General features: G+C 40.9%; 13 protein-coding genes. 6 read left to right on the forward strand and 7 right to left on the reverse strand.

Going from position 1 to position 17,491, the window contains the following annotated elements; all coding sequences use genetic code 11:
• Positions 1-36 precede the first annotated feature (36 nt).
• Complete coding sequence (locus H9X96_RS09470) at positions 37-3,228, forward strand: efflux RND transporter permease subunit (protein ID WP_187666053.1); 3,192 nt, start codon at positions 37-39, stop codon at positions 3,226-3,228.
• A gap of 200 nt (positions 3,229-3,428) precedes the next feature.
• Here the strand turns inward: H9X96_RS09470 and lpdA are convergent, their stop codons facing one another.
• Entirely contained in the window at positions 3,429-4,835 is a 1,407-nt protein-coding gene (gene lpdA, locus H9X96_RS09475; protein WP_187666054.1) for a dihydrolipoyl dehydrogenase, read from the reverse strand.
• Between the two features lie 147 nt (positions 4,836-4,982).
• Between lpdA and H9X96_RS09480 the strand changes: the two genes are divergently transcribed.
• From H9X96_RS09480 to H9X96_RS09490, 3 genes are all read left to right on the forward strand, one after another.
• Positions 4,983-6,860, forward strand: a complete 1,878-nt coding sequence (locus H9X96_RS09480) for a CocE/NonD family hydrolase (protein WP_187666055.1) — start codon at positions 4,983-4,985, stop codon at positions 6,858-6,860.
• A 7-nt stretch (positions 6,861-6,867) separates the two neighbouring features.
• Positions 6,868-8,526 carry a M1 family metallopeptidase gene (locus H9X96_RS09485; RefSeq protein WP_187666056.1) on the forward strand — a complete coding sequence of 553 codons (1,659 nt, stop codon included), beginning with the start codon at positions 6,868-6,870 and terminating at the stop codon, positions 8,524-8,526.
• A gap of 62 nt (positions 8,527-8,588) precedes the next feature.
• Positions 8,589-9,329: a head GIN domain-containing protein gene (locus tag H9X96_RS09490; protein ID WP_187666057.1), complete on the forward strand. Its 741-nt coding sequence runs from the start codon at positions 8,589-8,591 to the stop codon at positions 9,327-9,329.
• 68 nt (positions 9,330-9,397) lie between these two features.
• Here the strand turns inward: H9X96_RS09490 and H9X96_RS09495 are convergent, their stop codons facing one another.
• The 5 genes from H9X96_RS09495 to H9X96_RS22675 all read right to left on the reverse strand — a co-directional run bounded on the left by H9X96_RS09495 (position 9,398) and on the right by H9X96_RS22675 (position 14,619).
• Positions 9,398-9,772, reverse strand: a complete 375-nt coding sequence (locus tag H9X96_RS09495) for a RagB/SusD family nutrient uptake outer membrane protein (protein ID WP_255431067.1) — start codon at positions 9,770-9,772, stop codon at positions 9,398-9,400.
• Positions 9,773-10,000: 228 nt separating this feature from the next.
• Positions 10,001-11,221: a 2-oxoglutarate dehydrogenase complex dihydrolipoyllysine-residue succinyltransferase gene (gene odhB / locus H9X96_RS09500; protein WP_187666058.1), complete on the reverse strand. Its 1,221-nt coding sequence runs from the start codon at positions 11,219-11,221 to the stop codon at positions 10,001-10,003.
• Positions 11,222-11,240: 19 nt separating this feature from the next.
• On the reverse strand, positions 11,241-14,033 hold the full coding sequence (locus tag H9X96_RS09505; RefSeq protein ID WP_187666059.1) for a 2-oxoglutarate dehydrogenase E1 component: 2,793 nt from the start codon (positions 14,031-14,033) through the stop codon (positions 11,241-11,243).
• Between the two features lie 64 nt (positions 14,034-14,097).
• Positions 14,098-14,424 (reverse strand): hypothetical protein, encoded by a 327-nt coding sequence (locus H9X96_RS09510; protein WP_187666060.1) that lies wholly within the window; start codon positions 14,422-14,424, stop codon positions 14,098-14,100.
• Positions 14,425-14,619, reverse strand: a complete 195-nt coding sequence (locus H9X96_RS22675; RefSeq protein WP_222943866.1) for a LytTR family DNA-binding domain-containing protein — start codon at positions 14,617-14,619, stop codon at positions 14,425-14,427.
• Positions 14,620-14,641: 22 nt separating this feature from the next.
• On the opposite strand from H9X96_RS22675, the gene H9X96_RS22680 reads away from it, so the two are divergent.
• A complete protein-coding gene (locus H9X96_RS22680; RefSeq protein WP_222943867.1) occupies positions 14,642-15,109 on the forward strand; it encodes a hypothetical protein in 468 nt (155 codons plus the stop codon).
• 29 nt (positions 15,110-15,138) lie between these two features.
• Here H9X96_RS22680 and H9X96_RS09525 read toward each other — a convergent pair whose 3' ends face one another.
• Complete coding sequence (locus H9X96_RS09525) at positions 15,139-16,398, reverse strand: DASH family cryptochrome (RefSeq protein WP_187666063.1); 1,260 nt, start codon at positions 16,396-16,398, stop codon at positions 15,139-15,141.
• Between the two features lie 152 nt (positions 16,399-16,550).
• Between H9X96_RS09525 and H9X96_RS09530 the strand changes: the two genes are divergently transcribed.
• Complete coding sequence (locus H9X96_RS09530; RefSeq protein WP_187666064.1) at positions 16,551-17,462, forward strand: TIGR01777 family oxidoreductase; 912 nt, start codon at positions 16,551-16,553, stop codon at positions 17,460-17,462.
• The last annotated feature ends 29 nt before the right edge of the window (positions 17,463-17,491 follow it).

The raw sequence follows: 17,491 nt of genomic DNA on the forward strand, positions 1-17,491 counted from the left end.
CAACAATTAGCATGAATATATAACAAAACTATTCTGATGAAAATAACAGAAATTTCTATAAAGCGCCCAACACTCGTTATCGTGGTTTTTACCGCGCTAACGCTGATGGGGCTATTGAGCTACTTTAGCCTGAGCTATGAATTATTACCAAAGTTCTCGAACAATGTAGTCTCTATTTCCACTATCTATCCCGGAGCTTCACCTAATGAGGTAGAGAATACCGTAACCAAAAAGATTGAAGATGCCGTCTCCTCCATGGAGAACATTAAGAAACTAAATGCGGTCTCTTATGAGAGTTTATCCGTAGTAACCATCACCTTAAATGATAAAGCCAATGTGGATTTATCTTTGAATGAGGCGCAGCGTAAAGTAAACTCCATCCTTGCAGATTTACCAACGGATGTGAAACAGCCTTCCCTGAATAAATTCTCGCTGGATGATTTACCGGTAATCACCATGTCGGCATCCGCGAAAATGGATGATGCCGCTTTCTATGATTTGATTGATAAACGTATTGCCCCGATCCTTTCCAGGGTTTCAGGTGTGGCTCAGGTTAACCTGGTAGGGGGGTCTGAACGTGAAATCGTAGTAGGCTTAAACGCAGCTAAGATTGAAGGTTACAACCTTTCTATCCCTCAAATTCAGCAAGCGATTTTAACCTCCAACCTTGACTTCCCTACAGGAAGTGTGAAAACCGAAAATCAGGACGTATTAATTCGTCTTTCCGGTAAATTCAAAACGGTTGACGAGTTGAGAAATCTGGTAGTAGCCACCAGCAAAACTGGTGCTCAAATTAGATTAAGCGATGTTGCAGACGTACAAGATTCGCAAAAAGAAGTAGAGAAAATTGCACGTATCGACAGAAAAGGAGCCATCGCTGTTCAGATCATTAAACAATCTGATGCGAATGCAGTAGAAGTGAGTAAAGGCATGCATAAAATTGTGGCTAGCCTTGAAAAAGACTATAAAGCTGTAGATTTAAAAATCATCATTGCCAACGACAGTTCGATCTTTACGCTGGAGTCGGCTGATGCGGTAATCCACGATTTAATCATGGCCATTATCCTGGTAGCCTTCGTGATGCTTTTCTTCCTGCACAGTTTACGTAACGCAGCAATTGTAATGGTGTCCATTCCAGCTTCCCTGATTGCTACATTTATCGGGATGAGTTTATTCGGATATACCTTAAACTTGATGTCTTTACTAGGACTTTCCCTGGTGGTAGGTATCCTGGTGGATGATGCGATTGTGGTATTGGAAAATATCTACAGACACATGGAGATGGGTAAAAACCGCGTTCGTGCAGCTTATGATGCGACCGCCGAAATTGGTTTTACCGTTGTCTCGATTACCCTGGTAATTGTGGTAGTGTTCTTCCCGATCGCAGTAAGTTCAGGATTAGTTTCTAATATCCTGCGTCAATTCTGTGTGGTGGTCATTATTGCAACCCTCCTATCATTAGTTACTTCATTTACTATCGTTCCTTTATTATCATCTCGCTTCGGTAAACTGGAAAAAATTGAAGGTAAAAATGCTTTCGGACGTTTCATTTTATGGTTCGAAAAGCAATTACATAAATTTACAGTTTGGGTAACTGGTATTTTAGAATGGACTTTACGTCATAAAGCCATTACGATTATCGGAGTATTTATGCTGTTATTGAGCTCATGTGGATTAACAATCGGTGGTTTCATCGGTACAGAGTTTTTCCCTAAGAGTGATAAAGGTGAGTTCCTGGTACAGATTGAGCTTCCAAAAGATGCCTCTCTCGAGAAAACAAACCAATTTACCCAAAGAGCGGAAGCATTCTTAGTGAAGAAACCAGAGATCACACAAATGATTACTACCGTTGGACAATCCAGTGGTGATATGGGTGCTTCTCAGGCTACTGCTTATAAATCTGAGATCAATGTAAAATTAGTAGAGCGTAAAGACCGTGCAGATGCTTCCGATATTTATGCTACGAAAGTGAGTCGTGAATTGTCGAAATTCCTGGTTGGCGCGAAAGTAAAAACAGTACCAATTAGTATTCTAGGTATTGCAGAAAACGCGCCTATCGACCTTGTTGTAATGGGATCCGACCTGGATAGTGCCATGAAATACGCAGAAGGTGCAATGGAAGTTTTAAGAGGAATTCCAGGATCTGCAGAGGTGAAATTATCTGTGGAAAAAGGTAGTCCAGAGATCAATGTTCAGGTAGACCGTGATAAAATGGCTGCTTTAGGATTGACCCTGCAAACTGTAGGTATGACCATGCAGACTGCTTTTAGTGGAAACACAGACGGTAAATACCGCAAAGGTGAGTACGAGTACGACATCAATATCCAGTTCCAAAGCTTCGACCGTCGTAATATTGATGATGTAAGAAACCTGACTTTCATAAACGACAGAGGAGATAAAGTAAAACTGATTCAATTTGCCGATATTAAAGAAGGCTCAGGCCCAAGTCAGCTGGAACGTAGAGATAAGAGTACTTCCGTTTCTGTAAAAGCGCAGTCTATCGGTAGGCCGACGGGTACAATTGTAACAGAACTACAAAATAAATTGCTGGAATTGGAAGGCAATGGCAAACTGAAGAAACCAGTAGGCGTAAGTTATGTATGGGGTGGTGACCAGGAAAATCAAAGTGAAGGTTTCGGTACTTTAGGTATTGCGATGATGGCTTCGGTGATCTTAGTATACCTGATCATGGTAGCACTATACGACAGTTTCGTCTATCCTCTGGTAGTGATGTTCTCGATTCCCTTATCGGTAATCGGTGCCTTACTTGCCCTGGCAATTACGAACAACTCATTAGGTATCTTTACCATCTTAGGATTGATCATGCTGATCGGTCTGGTAGCGAAAAATGCGATCATCCTGGTCGATTTTACGAACCAGATGAAAGCAGAAGGTAAATCAACGCATGAAGCCCTTATTCTGGCCAACCATGCACGTTTACGTCCTATTCTGATGACCACGATTGCGATGGTAATCGGTATGCTTCCTATTGCATTGGCCAGTGGTGCCGGTGCGGAATGGAAAAACGGTCTGGCATGGGTAATTGTAGGTGGACTAACCAGTTCCCTCTTCTTAACGCTGATTGTAGTACCAGTAATGTATCAGATCTTCGATAACATCTTAACTAGATTTGGCTTTAATGAAAAAGGCCAGTCGATGGAAGAACTGATCGCAGAACCATATGATCATGTAGACGTTAAAGAATACGACCTGGACGGTAAACACTAAACCACCCGGATCATCAAATAAAAAAGAGGAATTTGCATTGAGCAGATTCCTCTTTTTTTATGTTCGATAATTAATAATCCTTTCTTTTTAAGGACGAGCAGTTTAGCTGAAGATAGTTATTAATCAGCCTATGACAATAGCTCATAAACAAAGAAACCCCACATTGCTGTGAGGTTTCTTTTCCATCTCAAGAACGAGGATTAAATATGAATCGCTCTGTTTTCAGTTGCAGCCATTGCTGCTTCTTTTAATGCTTCTGTATAAGTTGGGTGTGCATGGCAAATTCTCGCAATGTCTTCTGCTGAAGCACGGAATTCCATGGCTACCACAGCCTCAGCGATCATATCTGCTGCACGTGGACCAATCATGTGTACACCTAAGATTTCATCTGTAGTCGCATCAGCTAATACTTTTACGAAACCATCCGTATCCATACTTGCTTTTGCACGTCCACTCGCTTTGAAAGGAAATGAACCCGCTTTATAAGCCGTACCTTTTTCTTTCAGCTGCTCTTCAGTAAATCCTACTGAGGCTACTTCCGGCCAGGTATATACTACTCCTGGAATCAGGTTATAGTTGATGTGTGGTTTTTGTCCGGCTAAAGTTTCCGCAACATAAATACCTTCATCTTCTGCTTTATGTGCAAGCATTGCACCTTTAATCACGTCACCAATTGCATAAACACCGGGAACCGAAGTCTCTAAATGCTCATTTACCGGGATCTTATTACCGCGATCTTCCGTTTTGATGCCGATATTTTCTAATCCTAATCCCTCAGTATAAGCCGTACGACCTACTGCAACGATACAGTAATCAGCTTCAATGCTCACAGCAGCGCCTTTTGAATTTTCAGCAGTTACCGTTACGCGTTTGCCTTTAGCAGTTGCACCAGTTACTTTATGCCCCATAAAGAACTCCATGCCTAAAGATTTTTTCAATACACGCTGCAATTCTTTTCCTAAACCAGCATCCATTGTACCAATGATCGAAGGCATGAATTCCACTACAGATACTTTAGTACCTAAACGTGCGTAAACAGATCCTAATTCCAGTCCGATTACACCACCACCGATAACCACCATTTCTTTCGGCACTTCTTTGATGTTCAACGCTTCTGTCGAAGTAATGATTCTCTTTTTATCAATCGGTAAAAATGGCAATGCTGTTGGTTTAGAACCTGAAGCAATGATCACATTTTTAGCAGTAATTGTTTCTGTCGTTCCGTCTTCTTTAGTGATAAGAATCGTGTTCTTGTCTACAAAAGAGCCCAATCCCTGGAAAGAATCAATTTTATTTTTTTTGAAGAGGTATTGAATTCCGGCAGTATTCTGAGCTACTACATCATCCTTACGAGCGATCATCTGTGGCATATCCACTTTCAAATCTTTCAGGTTGATTCCATGAGTCTGGAAAGTATGTGCAGCATTGTGAAAATGCTCTGAAGAGTCCAACAATGCTTTTGAAGGGATACAACCCACGTTTAAGCAGGTACCTCCAAAAGTTTTATATTTTTCTATCACTGCCGTTTTTAAGCCAAGTTGAGCACATCTGATTGCGCCAACATAACCGCCCGGGCCCGAGCCAATAACAACTACATCGTATTGCATATTAAGGATTTTTTTGTGGAACAAAGTTAATAAACCTATCCTAATAATCCCCCTAAAAGCAATTCTTTCCTCATCTTTAATGTTACATTTTCAAAAATGAAGTTGCGATTTCTGTATATTTAAGCTTCCATAAAAACAATACCCAACATGACCCGCTTTAAATTTTCCTGGCTAGCCATCCTGCTGCTTTTTGCAGGAACCTCAGGCTTCGCACAGCTGTCCGATTCCGCGTATGTACGCCAGAATTACACCAAAATCGAACGCCATATTCCAATGCGCGACGGCATTAAATTATTTACTGCCATTTATATCCCCAAGGATAAAAACCAAAAGTATCCATTTATGATCAACCGAACACCTTATACGGTTGCTCCTTACGGAGAGGATAAATACAAAACTACCCTGGGTCCTTCCCCGTTATTTCTGAGAGAAGGCTTTATTTTTGTGTACCAGGATGTACGTGGAAAATGGATGAGCGAAGGCGAATTTGTAGATGTACGGCCTCATAATGATCAGAAAAAAAGTAAAAAAGACATTGATGAGAGCTCAGATACCTATGATACGATAGACTGGCTGATCAAAAACATCCCTTCAAATAATGGTAAAGCCGGTATTTACGGGATTTCTTATCCAGGTTTTTATTCCACTGCAGCATTGCCAGGCGCACACAATGGCCTGAAAGCAGTCTCTCCGCAGGCACCAGTTACCGATTGGTTTTTAGGAGATGATTTTCACCATAATGGTGCATTCATGCTGGCTGATGCCTTCAGCTTCTACTCCTCTTTTGGCGTTCCAAGACCAAAACCAATTACCCCTGATAAAGGCCCAAAACCTTTTAAATACCCAATCGCAGATAATTACCGATTTTACCTTAGCCTAGGTGCCTTGAAAAATGCCAAGCAAAAATATTTTGGCGATAGCATTAAGTTCTGGAACGACCTGATGACACATGGTACTTACGACCAATTCTGGAAAAACATGAACATCAGACCGCATTTAAAAGGCGTAAAACCAGCAGTATTAGTTGTTGGTGGATTCTTTGATGCAGAAGATGCTTACGGGGCATTACATACCTATAAAGCGATTGAAGATCAAAATCCTGGCGCTAAAAACAACCTCGTAATGGGCCCATGGTTCCATGGCGGATGGTCTAGAGGTACAGGTGAAAGCTTCGGAGACATTGACTTCGGACAAGCCACGAGTACCAGCTACCAGAAAAACCTGGAGTTCCCTTTTTTTATGCAATACCTGAAAGCTGCGGCCGATGCTAAACTAGCAGAAGCCAATATCTTTCTGACCGGCAGTAATGAGTGGAAAGCCTTTGAAACCTGGCCACCAAAAAACACAGAAAACAAAACGCTTTACTTCCAGCCAGAAGGACGTTTGAGTTTTGAAAAACCAACTGTCGCCAACAGCTTTAACCAATATGAAAGCGACCCGAATACTCCTGTTCCTTATCAGGATGGTGTGCAGGCAAGAAGAACCAGAGAATATATGATCGATGACCAGCGTTTTGCTGCCCGCCGACCAGATGTACAGGTTTTTCAAACCGCAGTATTGACAGAAGACCTTACCCTTGCAGGTCCATTAATCGCAAACCTAGTCGTTTCTACTACTGGAACAGATGCCGATTATGTAGTTAAACTGATTGACGTATATCCAGAAGATGCGCTTCCAATGGAACCTAACCCTAAAAATATCATCATGGGTGGGTATCAAATGTTGGTGCGTGGAGAAGTGATGCGCGGTAAATTCAGAAATAGCTTCGAGAAACCAGAACCTTTCATCCCAGGACAAATCACTAAAGTGAACTACAGTATTCCTGATGTAGCACATACCTTTAAAAAAGGTCACCGCATCATGATTCAGGTTCAAAACTCCTGGTTCCCATTGGTAGATAGAAATCCACAGGTATTCACAGACATCTACCATGCTGCCGACAGTGATTTCCAGAAAGCAACACACCGCATTTATCATGACGCTAATAACGCCTCGGCAGTATCTGTGACCCTGTTAAAGCCTTAATTTAAAAATGAAAAAGTTAATATATATACTCCTGGCTTTACTCAGCATCCATCAGCTGGGTAAAGCACAGCTCCTTAAAGAGAAACATACTTTTAGTCGTGCGGATACACTTAGAGGAACATTAAGCCCTTTGCGCAGCTGTTACGATATCAATTACTACCATTTGGACCTGAAAGTCGACATTGACCAGAAATTCATCAGTGGCAGTAATGAGTTCCGCTTTACCGCCACTCAGGATTTCAATAAGCTCCAATTTGACCTTTTTGCCAACCTGAAAGTAGAGAAAGTCATCTACAAAAATCAGGAGCTTCCTTTTACAAGAGAATTCAACGCGATCTTTGTGACCTTTCCATCTAATATCAAAAAAGGCAGTAAAGAAAGTTTTACCGTTTTTTACTCCGGCAATCCGATCATTGCTAAAACCCCACCTTGGGACGGCGGCTTCATTTTCAGCAAAGACAAATCTGGAAACCCATGGGTGTCTATGGCTTGTCAGGGATTAGGTGCCAGCAGCTGGTGGCCAACAAAAGACCATCAAAGCGATGAAGTAGACAGCATGATGATCAGCATCAGCGTTCCTAAAGGACTTCAGGAAGTTTCCAACGGCCGCTTAAAAAGTATCGTTGAAAAACCAGATGGCTATACCCAGTACAATTGGTTTGTCAGCAACCCGATCAATAACTATAACGTAGCCCTATACATTGGTAAATATGCACACTGGAGAGATGAGTTTCCAGGTGAAAAAGGAAAACTCAGCATTGATTACTGGGCTCTAAAAGAAGATAGCGTTAAGGCACGTCCACATTGGGATGCTGATGTGAAACCCATGCTGAAATCATTTGAATATTGGTTTGGCCCATATCCTTTCTATGAAGACGGTTACAAACTGGTTCAGGCACCACACCTGGGAATGGAACACCAAAGTGCAGTCGCCTATGGCAACCAGTTCAAACAAGGTTATTTAGGCAAAGATCTTTCCGGCAGCGGATGGGGCTTAAAGTTCGATTTTATCACCATCCATGAAAGCGGTCACGAGTGGTTTGGAAACAACATCACGTCTAAAGACATTGCCGATATGTGGATCCATGAAAGCTTCACCAACTATTCTGAGACACTTTTTACAGAATCAACACAAGGAAAAAAAGCGGGTTCCGACTATGTAATTGGCATCAGAAAGGCCATTGCCAACGACATTCCAATCATTGGTATTTACGGTGTCAACCATGAAGGTTCCGGCGATATGTATTATAAAGGAGCCAATATGGTTCATACCATCCGACAATTGATCAACGATGATGAAAAGTTCAGAGGGATCCTGAGGGGCTTGAACAAAACCTTTTACCATAAAACGGTGACTACTGAAGAAATAGAAAACTACATCGCCAAACAAAGCGGATTGAAGCTCAAAAAAGTATTTGACCAGTATTTAAGAACTATTATGGTACCAGTTCTTGAATATAAAATCGAAGGAAACAAGCTGACCTACCGATGGACAGAAACCGTTAAAGATTTCGATATGCCGGTAAAAGTAAGCTTGAAACCTGGACAATTTTCTTTCATTTACCCAACTACCAAGTGGAAAACCATTCGTCTAACAACTGGTGTAAATCAGGCTAATTTTCAAGTAGATCCTAACTTTTATATAAAAACTAAAAATATATTATAAATAATCACAAAACTCTGCAACATTTGGGAATGGCCTGGCGTCTTATAGAAAACCGAAACAATATGAAAAGATTAAGTTTAATACTAACATTCGCATTATTGAGCCTGGGATTACACAGTCAGGCTGCTTCAGCTATAAGAATCAGTGCTTCCCATTTAATGGATGAAGAAAGAAAAGTGAGCAATTTCACGGGCATTGCCATTGGAGGTTCCATCAAAACCTATGTAAAAATCGGGAATACGGAAAGCTTGAAGCTAGAGGGCGACCAGGAGGCGATAGACCAACTGATCACAGAAGTGAAAAATGGAACGCTGTCCATCAGACCAAAAAACTCAGAATGGAAACGATGGTTCAAGAATGACTCCAACAATACCAGGATTACAGCTTACATCACGGTTAAAAAACTAACCAGTCTGTCTTTATCCGGATCAGGAAGTATTGAAGTGGAACAAACCATCAATACCAATTCCTTAGATGTAGCACTTAGTGGTTCTGGAAATATTAAAGCTACAGTGAATGCACAGACTTTTGATGCAGCCATAAGCGGTTCCGGAGGTGTAAATATTAGCGGGAAAGCAAAAAAAGCAGAAATCGCATTGAGTGGATCCGGAGGTTTTTCGGGCAGAGCATTCTCAGCAGAAAATGTGGATGCACACGTTAGCGGCTCTGGATCAGTCTATATTGATGCACAAAAAAGCATTGACGCGGCTACCAGTGGTTCAGGAAGCGTAAACTACACTGGAAATCCAAGCTCAGTAAGCAAAGCATCCTCAGGATCGGGAAGAGTCAGAAAAGTAGATTAAGCAAGAAAAATATCAAGTCCTGTTTACAAACCAAAAGTACTGAAACAAAATGGCCTGAAATCTTAATTTCAGGCCATTTTTATTGTATTACCAACCCGGATTCTGTACCAGTTTTTTTCCTTTCCAGAAGGATTTTCGGCAATCATCCAACGCCTCACGTCAAAATAGCGCTGTCCTTCGGTGCAAAGTTCTACCCTGCTCTCCCTTCTGATCGCTGACCGTTGTAGTTCCTGGTTCCCGAAAATCGAAGGATTAAGGATTTCCAACTTAGGAATCCCCGCTCTTTTTCTCACCATGTTCACATATTTGAGTACCATTGCATTGGAAGGATCGACTTCATTCAAAGCCTCAGCGTAGAGCAAATAAAACTCTGCTAACCTGAAAACAATAGAAGGCCTGAATACACTGGCTACTATTTGAAATATGCCATTTTCTACCTGCAAAAAACACCGTATTATAAAAACGAGGTTCTCCATTGAGGTACATATTTGATACATTAACTCCGTTATAAGCACTTGTACCAGTTTCCAAATACAACATAACGATTCCTCCAAACTGAGGAGACTACCTCTTCTCTTATTAAGGATTTTGAATGTTACCAAATACTTCACAAACAAAAAAATCCCCGTATCAACCTGATACGGAGATTTTTTATACGCTATAAAACAAGCTTAGATACCTAACAATAATCTTGCTGGATCTTCTAATAATTGTTTCACTCTTACTAAGAAACCTACTGATTCTCTACCATCAATGATTCTGTGGTCGTAAGACAATGCTAAATACATCATCGGACGAATCACCACCTCACCTTTTTCTGCAATAGGACGCTCAATGATATTATGCATACCTAAAATCGCTGATTGTGGAGAGTTGATAATTGGCGTTGACATCATGGAACCGAATACACCACCATTAGTGATCGTAAACGTACCACCTGTCATCTCTTCGATAGTCAATTTGCTATCACGAGCTTTAGTAGCCAATTCAATTACAGTTTTCTCAATCTGAGCCAAAGTCATGCTTTCTGCATTTCTAATGATTGGAACAACCAATCCTTTTGGTGCAGAAACAGCGATAGAAACATCTACAAAATCATTGTAAACTACCTCTTCACCATCAATCCTAGCGTTTACTGCTGGGAAATCTTTTGCTGCTTCACAAACTGCTTTCGTGAAGAAACTCATGAAACCCAGACCAACACCATATTTTTCTTTAAACTGATCTTTATATTTCGAACGAAGGTCCATGATTGGTTTCATGTTTACCTCGTTGAAAGTAGTCAGCATCGCGGTTTCGTTTTTCACAGCTACCAAACGTTTGGCAACAGTTTTACGCAATGGCGACATCTTTTGTCTGCGCTCTCCTCTTGCACCTGCAACAGCAGCTACAACTGGGGCAGCAGGAGCTGCAGCTTTCTTAGGTGCTGCTTTTTCTGCTTTTAACGCATCTTCTTTAGTGATTCTTCCGTCAACACCAGTACCTTTTACAGCAGCAGCATCTACGTCTTTTTCCGCAAGGATTTTTCCGGCAGAAGGAGATGGCGTACCAGTTGCGTAGCTATCCCCAGATTTTGCCACAGCTACAGGAGCAGCAACTTTATCTTCAGCAACAGCCGCTTTTGGTGCTTCTTCAGCTTTTGCCGCAGGAGCAACTCCACCTTCTTCAATATTACAAACAACTGCACCTATCGCCAGGGTATCACCTTCGGCAGCTACAATCCTTAAAGTTCCAGCCTGTTCTGCAGTTAATTCAAAAGTTGCTTTATCAGACTCTAATTCCGCAATTACTTCATCCATTTCTACTGCATCACCATCATTTTTCACCCAACGTGATAAAACAACTTCGGTAATTGACTCGCCTACTGGCGGAACTTTTATTTCTATACTCATAACTGATGTATTATATTTTCTAATCTACATTATATACTTTACTCACAGACTTTTTAGCGATGTCCTTATCTCCTTTAGAAACAGGCAATTCAAAAGATTTAGCTAAAATATACGCTTGCTGATCAGCATGTTGTTTTGCAAAACCAGAAGCTGTACTGCTGCTCTCTTTTCTTGAAATCACTTCAATATCACTAAAGATAGTTTTTCTTAGTCTACGTAACAAATATGGCCATGCACCCATGTTTTCAGGTTCTTCCTGAACCCAAACTGCTTCAGTTGCATTTTTATATTTCGCATAAACCGCTTCCATCTGTGCTACTGGTGTTGGGTACAATTGCTCTACCCTAACAATAGCTACCTGGTTAATCTCTTCTTTTTGTTGTTTTTCCAACAATTCATAATAGATCTTACCGCTGCAGAACAATACTCTGGTTACTTCAGCAGCTTTCACATTTGCATCGTCAATTACTTCCTGGAATTTACCTGCTGTGAACTCGGCTAATTTAGATACACAGGCGGGGTGACGTAAAAGACTTTTCGGTGTAAATACCACCAATGGCTTTCTGAAATCACGTTTGAATTGTCTGCGGATCGCATGAAAGAAATTCGCTGGCGTTGAACAGTTGGCAACTTGCATGTTGTAATCTGCACATAGCTCCATAAAACGCTCAATACGCGCGGAAGAGTGTTCCGGACCTTGACCTTCATAACCATGCGGCAATAACATTACCAAACCATTTTCACGCTGCCATTTCGTTTCTGCACTGGCAATATATTGATCCACTACGATCTGAGCACCGTTAAAGAAATCACCAAATTGAGCTTCCCAAATCGTTAATGCATTTGGATTTGCCATGGCATAACCATATTCAAAGCCCAATACACCATACTCGGACAAGTGTGAATTGTAAATATCAAAAGAAGCCTGATCTTTAGAAACATTCGCCAATGGGATGTATTCTTCTTCAGAATCTTCTAAAGTTAATACGGCATGACGGTGAGAGAAAGTTCCTCTTTCCACATCCTGACCGCTTAAACGAACACGTTTACCTTCGTTTAATAACGTACCATAAGCCAATTGCTCACCCATTGCCCAATCGAACACATGAGCAGTTTTTGCCATTTTGCTGCGCTCATCAAAAAGCTTCTCAATTTTCTTGAAGAACTTTCTGTCTGAAGGCAAAGTACTGATACGTTCTGCAACATTTAATAAAGTCGCCTCATCTACTGAGGTATCAGGAGAAACTTCGAAATCTTTCACTGTAGCAATACGCATGTCTTTCCATGCGCCACCAAATTTCACATCCTGATACGTAGAAGTAATCGCCTTAGCTTCATTTAAGCAGCCCTGCAAGATACCACGGAAATCTTTTTCCATTGTTTTCGCAGCAGATGCTTCCAATTTACCTTCTTTAACCAACTGATCTACATAGATATCGCGAGGATTCGCATGCTGCTCAATTGCTTTGTATAATAAAGGCTGCGTAAATTTAGGCTCATCAGATTCATTATGACCGAATCTACGGTAACATAAAATATCGATGAACACGTCATTTTTATATTTCTGACGGTACTCCATAGCCAGATTAATTGCATAAACCAAGGCCTCAACATCATCTCCATTTACATGGAAAACCGGTGATAAGGTTACTTTAGCAATATCTGTACAATAAGTACTCGAACGGGCATCTTTATAGTTCGTAGTGAAGCCAATCTGGTTGTTGATGATCAGGTGAATGGTACCACCGGTTTTGTAACCGTCTAGTCCAGCCATCTGAATTACTTCATAAACAATCCCCTGACCAGCGATAGAAGCATCACCATGAATCAGTATTGGTGCAATACGAGCATCATCACCGTCATATTTGAAATCAATTTTCGACCTGGTCATACCTTCTACCACTCCGTTTACTGTTTCCAGATGAGAAGGGTTAGGACATAAACTCAAGTGAACATTGCTGCCATTGTTGGTGGTTACGTCCGTAGAATAACCTAAGTGATACTTCACATCACCACCAAATGGTGATTCCGCGCTATAGCCTTTACCTTCAAATTCAGCAAAAATATCTTTATAGGATTTCTGCATAATGTTGGCCAAAACGTTCAGCCTTCCACGATGCGCCATACCAATCACGAACTCTTCAATACCTAAAGCGGCACCTTTTTCAATCACCGAGTCCAATGCCGGAATCAATGCCTCAGCACCTTCCAGAGAGAACCTTTTTTGTCCAAGGAACTTTGTACCCAGGAAATTCTCAAAGCATACCGCCTCATTCAATTTGGTCAGGATCCTTGTTTTCTCTTCGATAGAGAAATTAGGGGTGTTACGAACACTTTCCATTTTTTTCTCAATCCATGACAAGACTTCCGGGGTACGTACGTACTTATACTCCGCGCCGATCGAACGGCAGTAAGTCTGATTTAAGAAAGCAACAATTTCGCTTAATTTAACCGCTCCGATGCCCAGCTCAATACCTGCATTGAATACAGTATCCAGATCGGCGTCAGACAAATTGAAATTTACCAGATCTAAAGTTGGCAAGTGCTTGCGTCTTTCTCTAACCGGGTTAGTGTGTGTAAACAAGTGGCCACGCTGACGGTAACCGTTGATCATGTTTAAAACACTAACTTCTTTTAGGAAATGTTCAGGGGTTTCTTCTCCTGTAACCGGAGATGAGCTTCTCCCGAAGTCAAAGCCTTCAAAAAATTTCTGCCAACCAAATTCAACCGAATTGGGATCTTCCTTAAATGCTTGATAAAGGGACTCTACGTATTCGGCGTTTTCGCCGCTGAGATAAGATAAATTATCCATTATGTGTGAATATGCTATATTGAAGCAAAATTAGGATTTTACCTATTAAATAAGGCAATTTTCTTTATAAATATTCCAAAAAATCCGTCATATCAGAGACATTCTTTGGCGGCGTAAGCCGATCCTGTACAAGGACATCAAATTCAGAGATTAAACTGCCTGTCACTAATAGGAGCACGTTGAGGTGATCCATAACTTTACCTATAATTTTATTAATATTCTTTCTCAGATTTAAAAAAGTTAAAACCGTAAAAGCAAAATCCGGCTGATACGAGTCTGCAATTTTCTTTAAATCTGAATAAGAAGTTTCCAGTCCGAGGTACAAAGTTTCATGCCCCAGGCATTTCAATAAATGCTTTGCAAAAAGCAGGCCATTTTCACGAGGATCCACTTAGCTTCCCATTAAAGAAAGTCGCTTCACCTGACTGGCCAAACACCTGCCTATTGGTAATTCAAGCCCCTCAATTTCTACGGCATTACTCGTAAAAGCGGTGATCCGCTTTAAGGAAACAATGAAAGACCTGTGGATACGTAGAAAGGAATGATGAGATAACATCGCTTCCAATGCACTTAGTGAATGTTTCACTATTAAAGGGAACAAATTAAAGATGAAAAAGTTAATAATTTTCATAGGCTTGAAAAATGCGAGTGCGCAAACTACTACACTGGAAGCGGTAACCATTAAGGGGAATACCAGAAAATCGGTGGTTTCAGAAAGGGTTTCCAACTCATTCAGCGAACTATTTAAAGAGGCTACAGCACTACAATGGTTTGAGGTCAACAAAAGGTTTGTGGTCAATTTCATTCTTAATGATCAAAAGAATAAAGCCGTGTTTACAAAAACTGGAGAATTGGTTTATCACCTTTCTTACGGCACAGAAAAAGACATTTCTGATGAAATCAGAAAGCACGTTCATAACCAATATGAAGATTATAACATTACTTCTGGCATCAAGGTAAGAACAGCGGATGTGATAGTTTGGCTATTGAACATTGAAAACAGCAAACAAATCCTAGTCATAAGGGCAATAGATGACGACATCAGTGTGATAGATAAGGTTAAAAAAGTAAGTTAAGCTATAGACGATAAATCAGAAACAGCTGTTTACAATAGTTTAATCTGCTTATCCAGTTCGAAAGTGTTTTTATATTTAAGGTCCTTTCCTACTCCGGCAACATTTGCCCAGTTGCCCCAATTGCTTGCCGGTGCATAATCGATCAGCTTTTCCTCAAAATAAACTGCACCATTGGTCCAATGAATCTTTAGAACATGAATCAGATAAGTAGCCACGAGTAAACGCCCGGTATGGGTAATATATCCCTGCGCATTCAACTCCTGCATATAGCGGTCAATAATTGGGTGTCCCGTAGTTCCTTGTTTCCATTTCAGCAAGTCAGGATGTCCAATTTCCGTCGGACTAAAAAATTCCTTTTCAAAATCCTCGGGTTCCTGAAAAAAGGCGATACTGTGTTTTTTAAACATGAAACGGAAATAATCACGCCACAATAAGCCCAGCAAAATCTGATTGAAATTAGCATTACCACCAAATTCTGCTTCCGCCTCCTTCAACTTCCAATACACTTTTCTTGGCGATAGACAGCCTAAAGACAGCCAACCCGACAATCTTGAAGTAAAACCTTGTTTATCCCCTGTATTTTTTAATGGTTTTTGATGAATCTCTGCCCCTTCCAGCAGCAATTCCTTGAGGTGTGCTAATCCCGCATCTTCCCCGCCTATCTGCGCAAATTCCGGTAAATCATCGGATTTTTCTTCAAAACCCAAATCAGCGAGTGTCGGTAAAATACCCCAATCTTCATTTTCCACAAAGGTGACCTCTTCAGGACTTAAAAAACAAGCCTTCACCATTGCATCACGTTCTGTCTTTTTCTTGAATTGTACAAAAACGTCTGGAATATCCTTGATCGGAAAAGGAAGGTCTTCCTTATTATATAAGGTATGGCCGATAAAGTGTTTTAAATTGATCTTCTGCTTCCATAAAAGATCCTCCATTCTAGTAGATATAGCAGTTTCTTCTGGAGCCACCTCGCGATGGTGGTAGACTTCAGAGATATCAAAATCCTCCACAAGTTTTGTCATGAACTCTTCCGGACTTCCCTGAACCAATAAAATATCTCCGCCCAACTGCTGAAATGACAACCTTAAGGCTGCCACACTTTCCAATAAAAACTTTGCCCGATGGATGCCGGTTTTCAAAGTTTCAAATCTGGTCTGGTGGAAATATTGAGGATCAAAAAAGTAAACCGGTAAAATACTTTCAGATTTAGCAAGTGCTTCAACCAACATTTCATTGTCGTGTAATCGAAGATCGTTTCTAAACCAGACTAGTATTCTTTTAGATTTCATTTAAGGAATGTCAATTAAATATCAATTCTACAAAAATATACGAATTTTTAGCTTAGTACGAATTACTAAAGCAATATTTACATAATCGCAACAAACATTTGAAGATAAATCGCGATAACTAAACTAATCGCACAATTATTGGTTATTTAATTATGAATAAGCACATTCTAATTACCGGCGCTACCGGAATGCTGGGTAAAAAACTCATTCCAATTTTGATCAAAAGAGGACATAAAGTATCGGTACTCTCCAGAAAAGCCACCAGCATAAAAGATGTAAAGGTGTATTTATGGGATGTCTACCAGGCCAAAATAGACCCCGAATGTTTGTCGGGCATAGACACCATCATCCACCTGGCAGGGGAAAATATTGCAGGAGAAAAATGGACCGATGCCCGCAAGAAAAAGATCATCGACAGCCGGGTATTATCCACTCAGCTTTTATACAAAACCATAAAAGAACAAAATGCCCCTGTTAAAACTTTCATTTCCGCGGCGGCAGTAGGTTATTATGGAGATACAGGCGACAGTATCTTAACTGAAGAAAGTCCGAATGGCAGCGGATTTCTGGCAGAATGCTGCGCAAAATGGGAAGCAGCAGCAGACCAAGGGCTCTCCTTGGGGATCAGAGTGGTAAAATGGAGAATTGGAGTCATCCTTGCAAAACAGGGAGGTGCTTTAAAAGCAATGGAGCAGCCGATTCGCTTCTTCTTTGGCGCGGGTTTAGGTACCGGCAAACAATGGGTGCCATGGGTACACCTGGATGACATCCTGGAAATGTTTAAAATTTCCGCGGAAAACGAGAGTTATATCGGTGCTTACAATGCAGCTGCAGCACATCCAGTCAACAACATCATCCTCACCAAAGCCATTGCAAGACAGCTGCATCGCCCAGTCTGGCCATTTAATGTCCCGGAATTTGTCTTAAAAATTATCCTGGGCGAGCTTGCTTCAGTAGTTTTGAGCAGCAATAACACCAGTGTTCAAAAACTACTGAATACTGGATTTAAGTTTAAATATTCGAAATTAGAACTGGCTTTAGCCGATATTTACCAGACTGAATAGGAAGAAAAAACAAATCTATCCTCATCAAC

It is taken from the genome of Pedobacter sp. N36a (assembly GCF_014472395.1).
Lineage (GTDB): Bacteria > Bacteroidota > Bacteroidia > Sphingobacteriales > Sphingobacteriaceae > Pedobacter.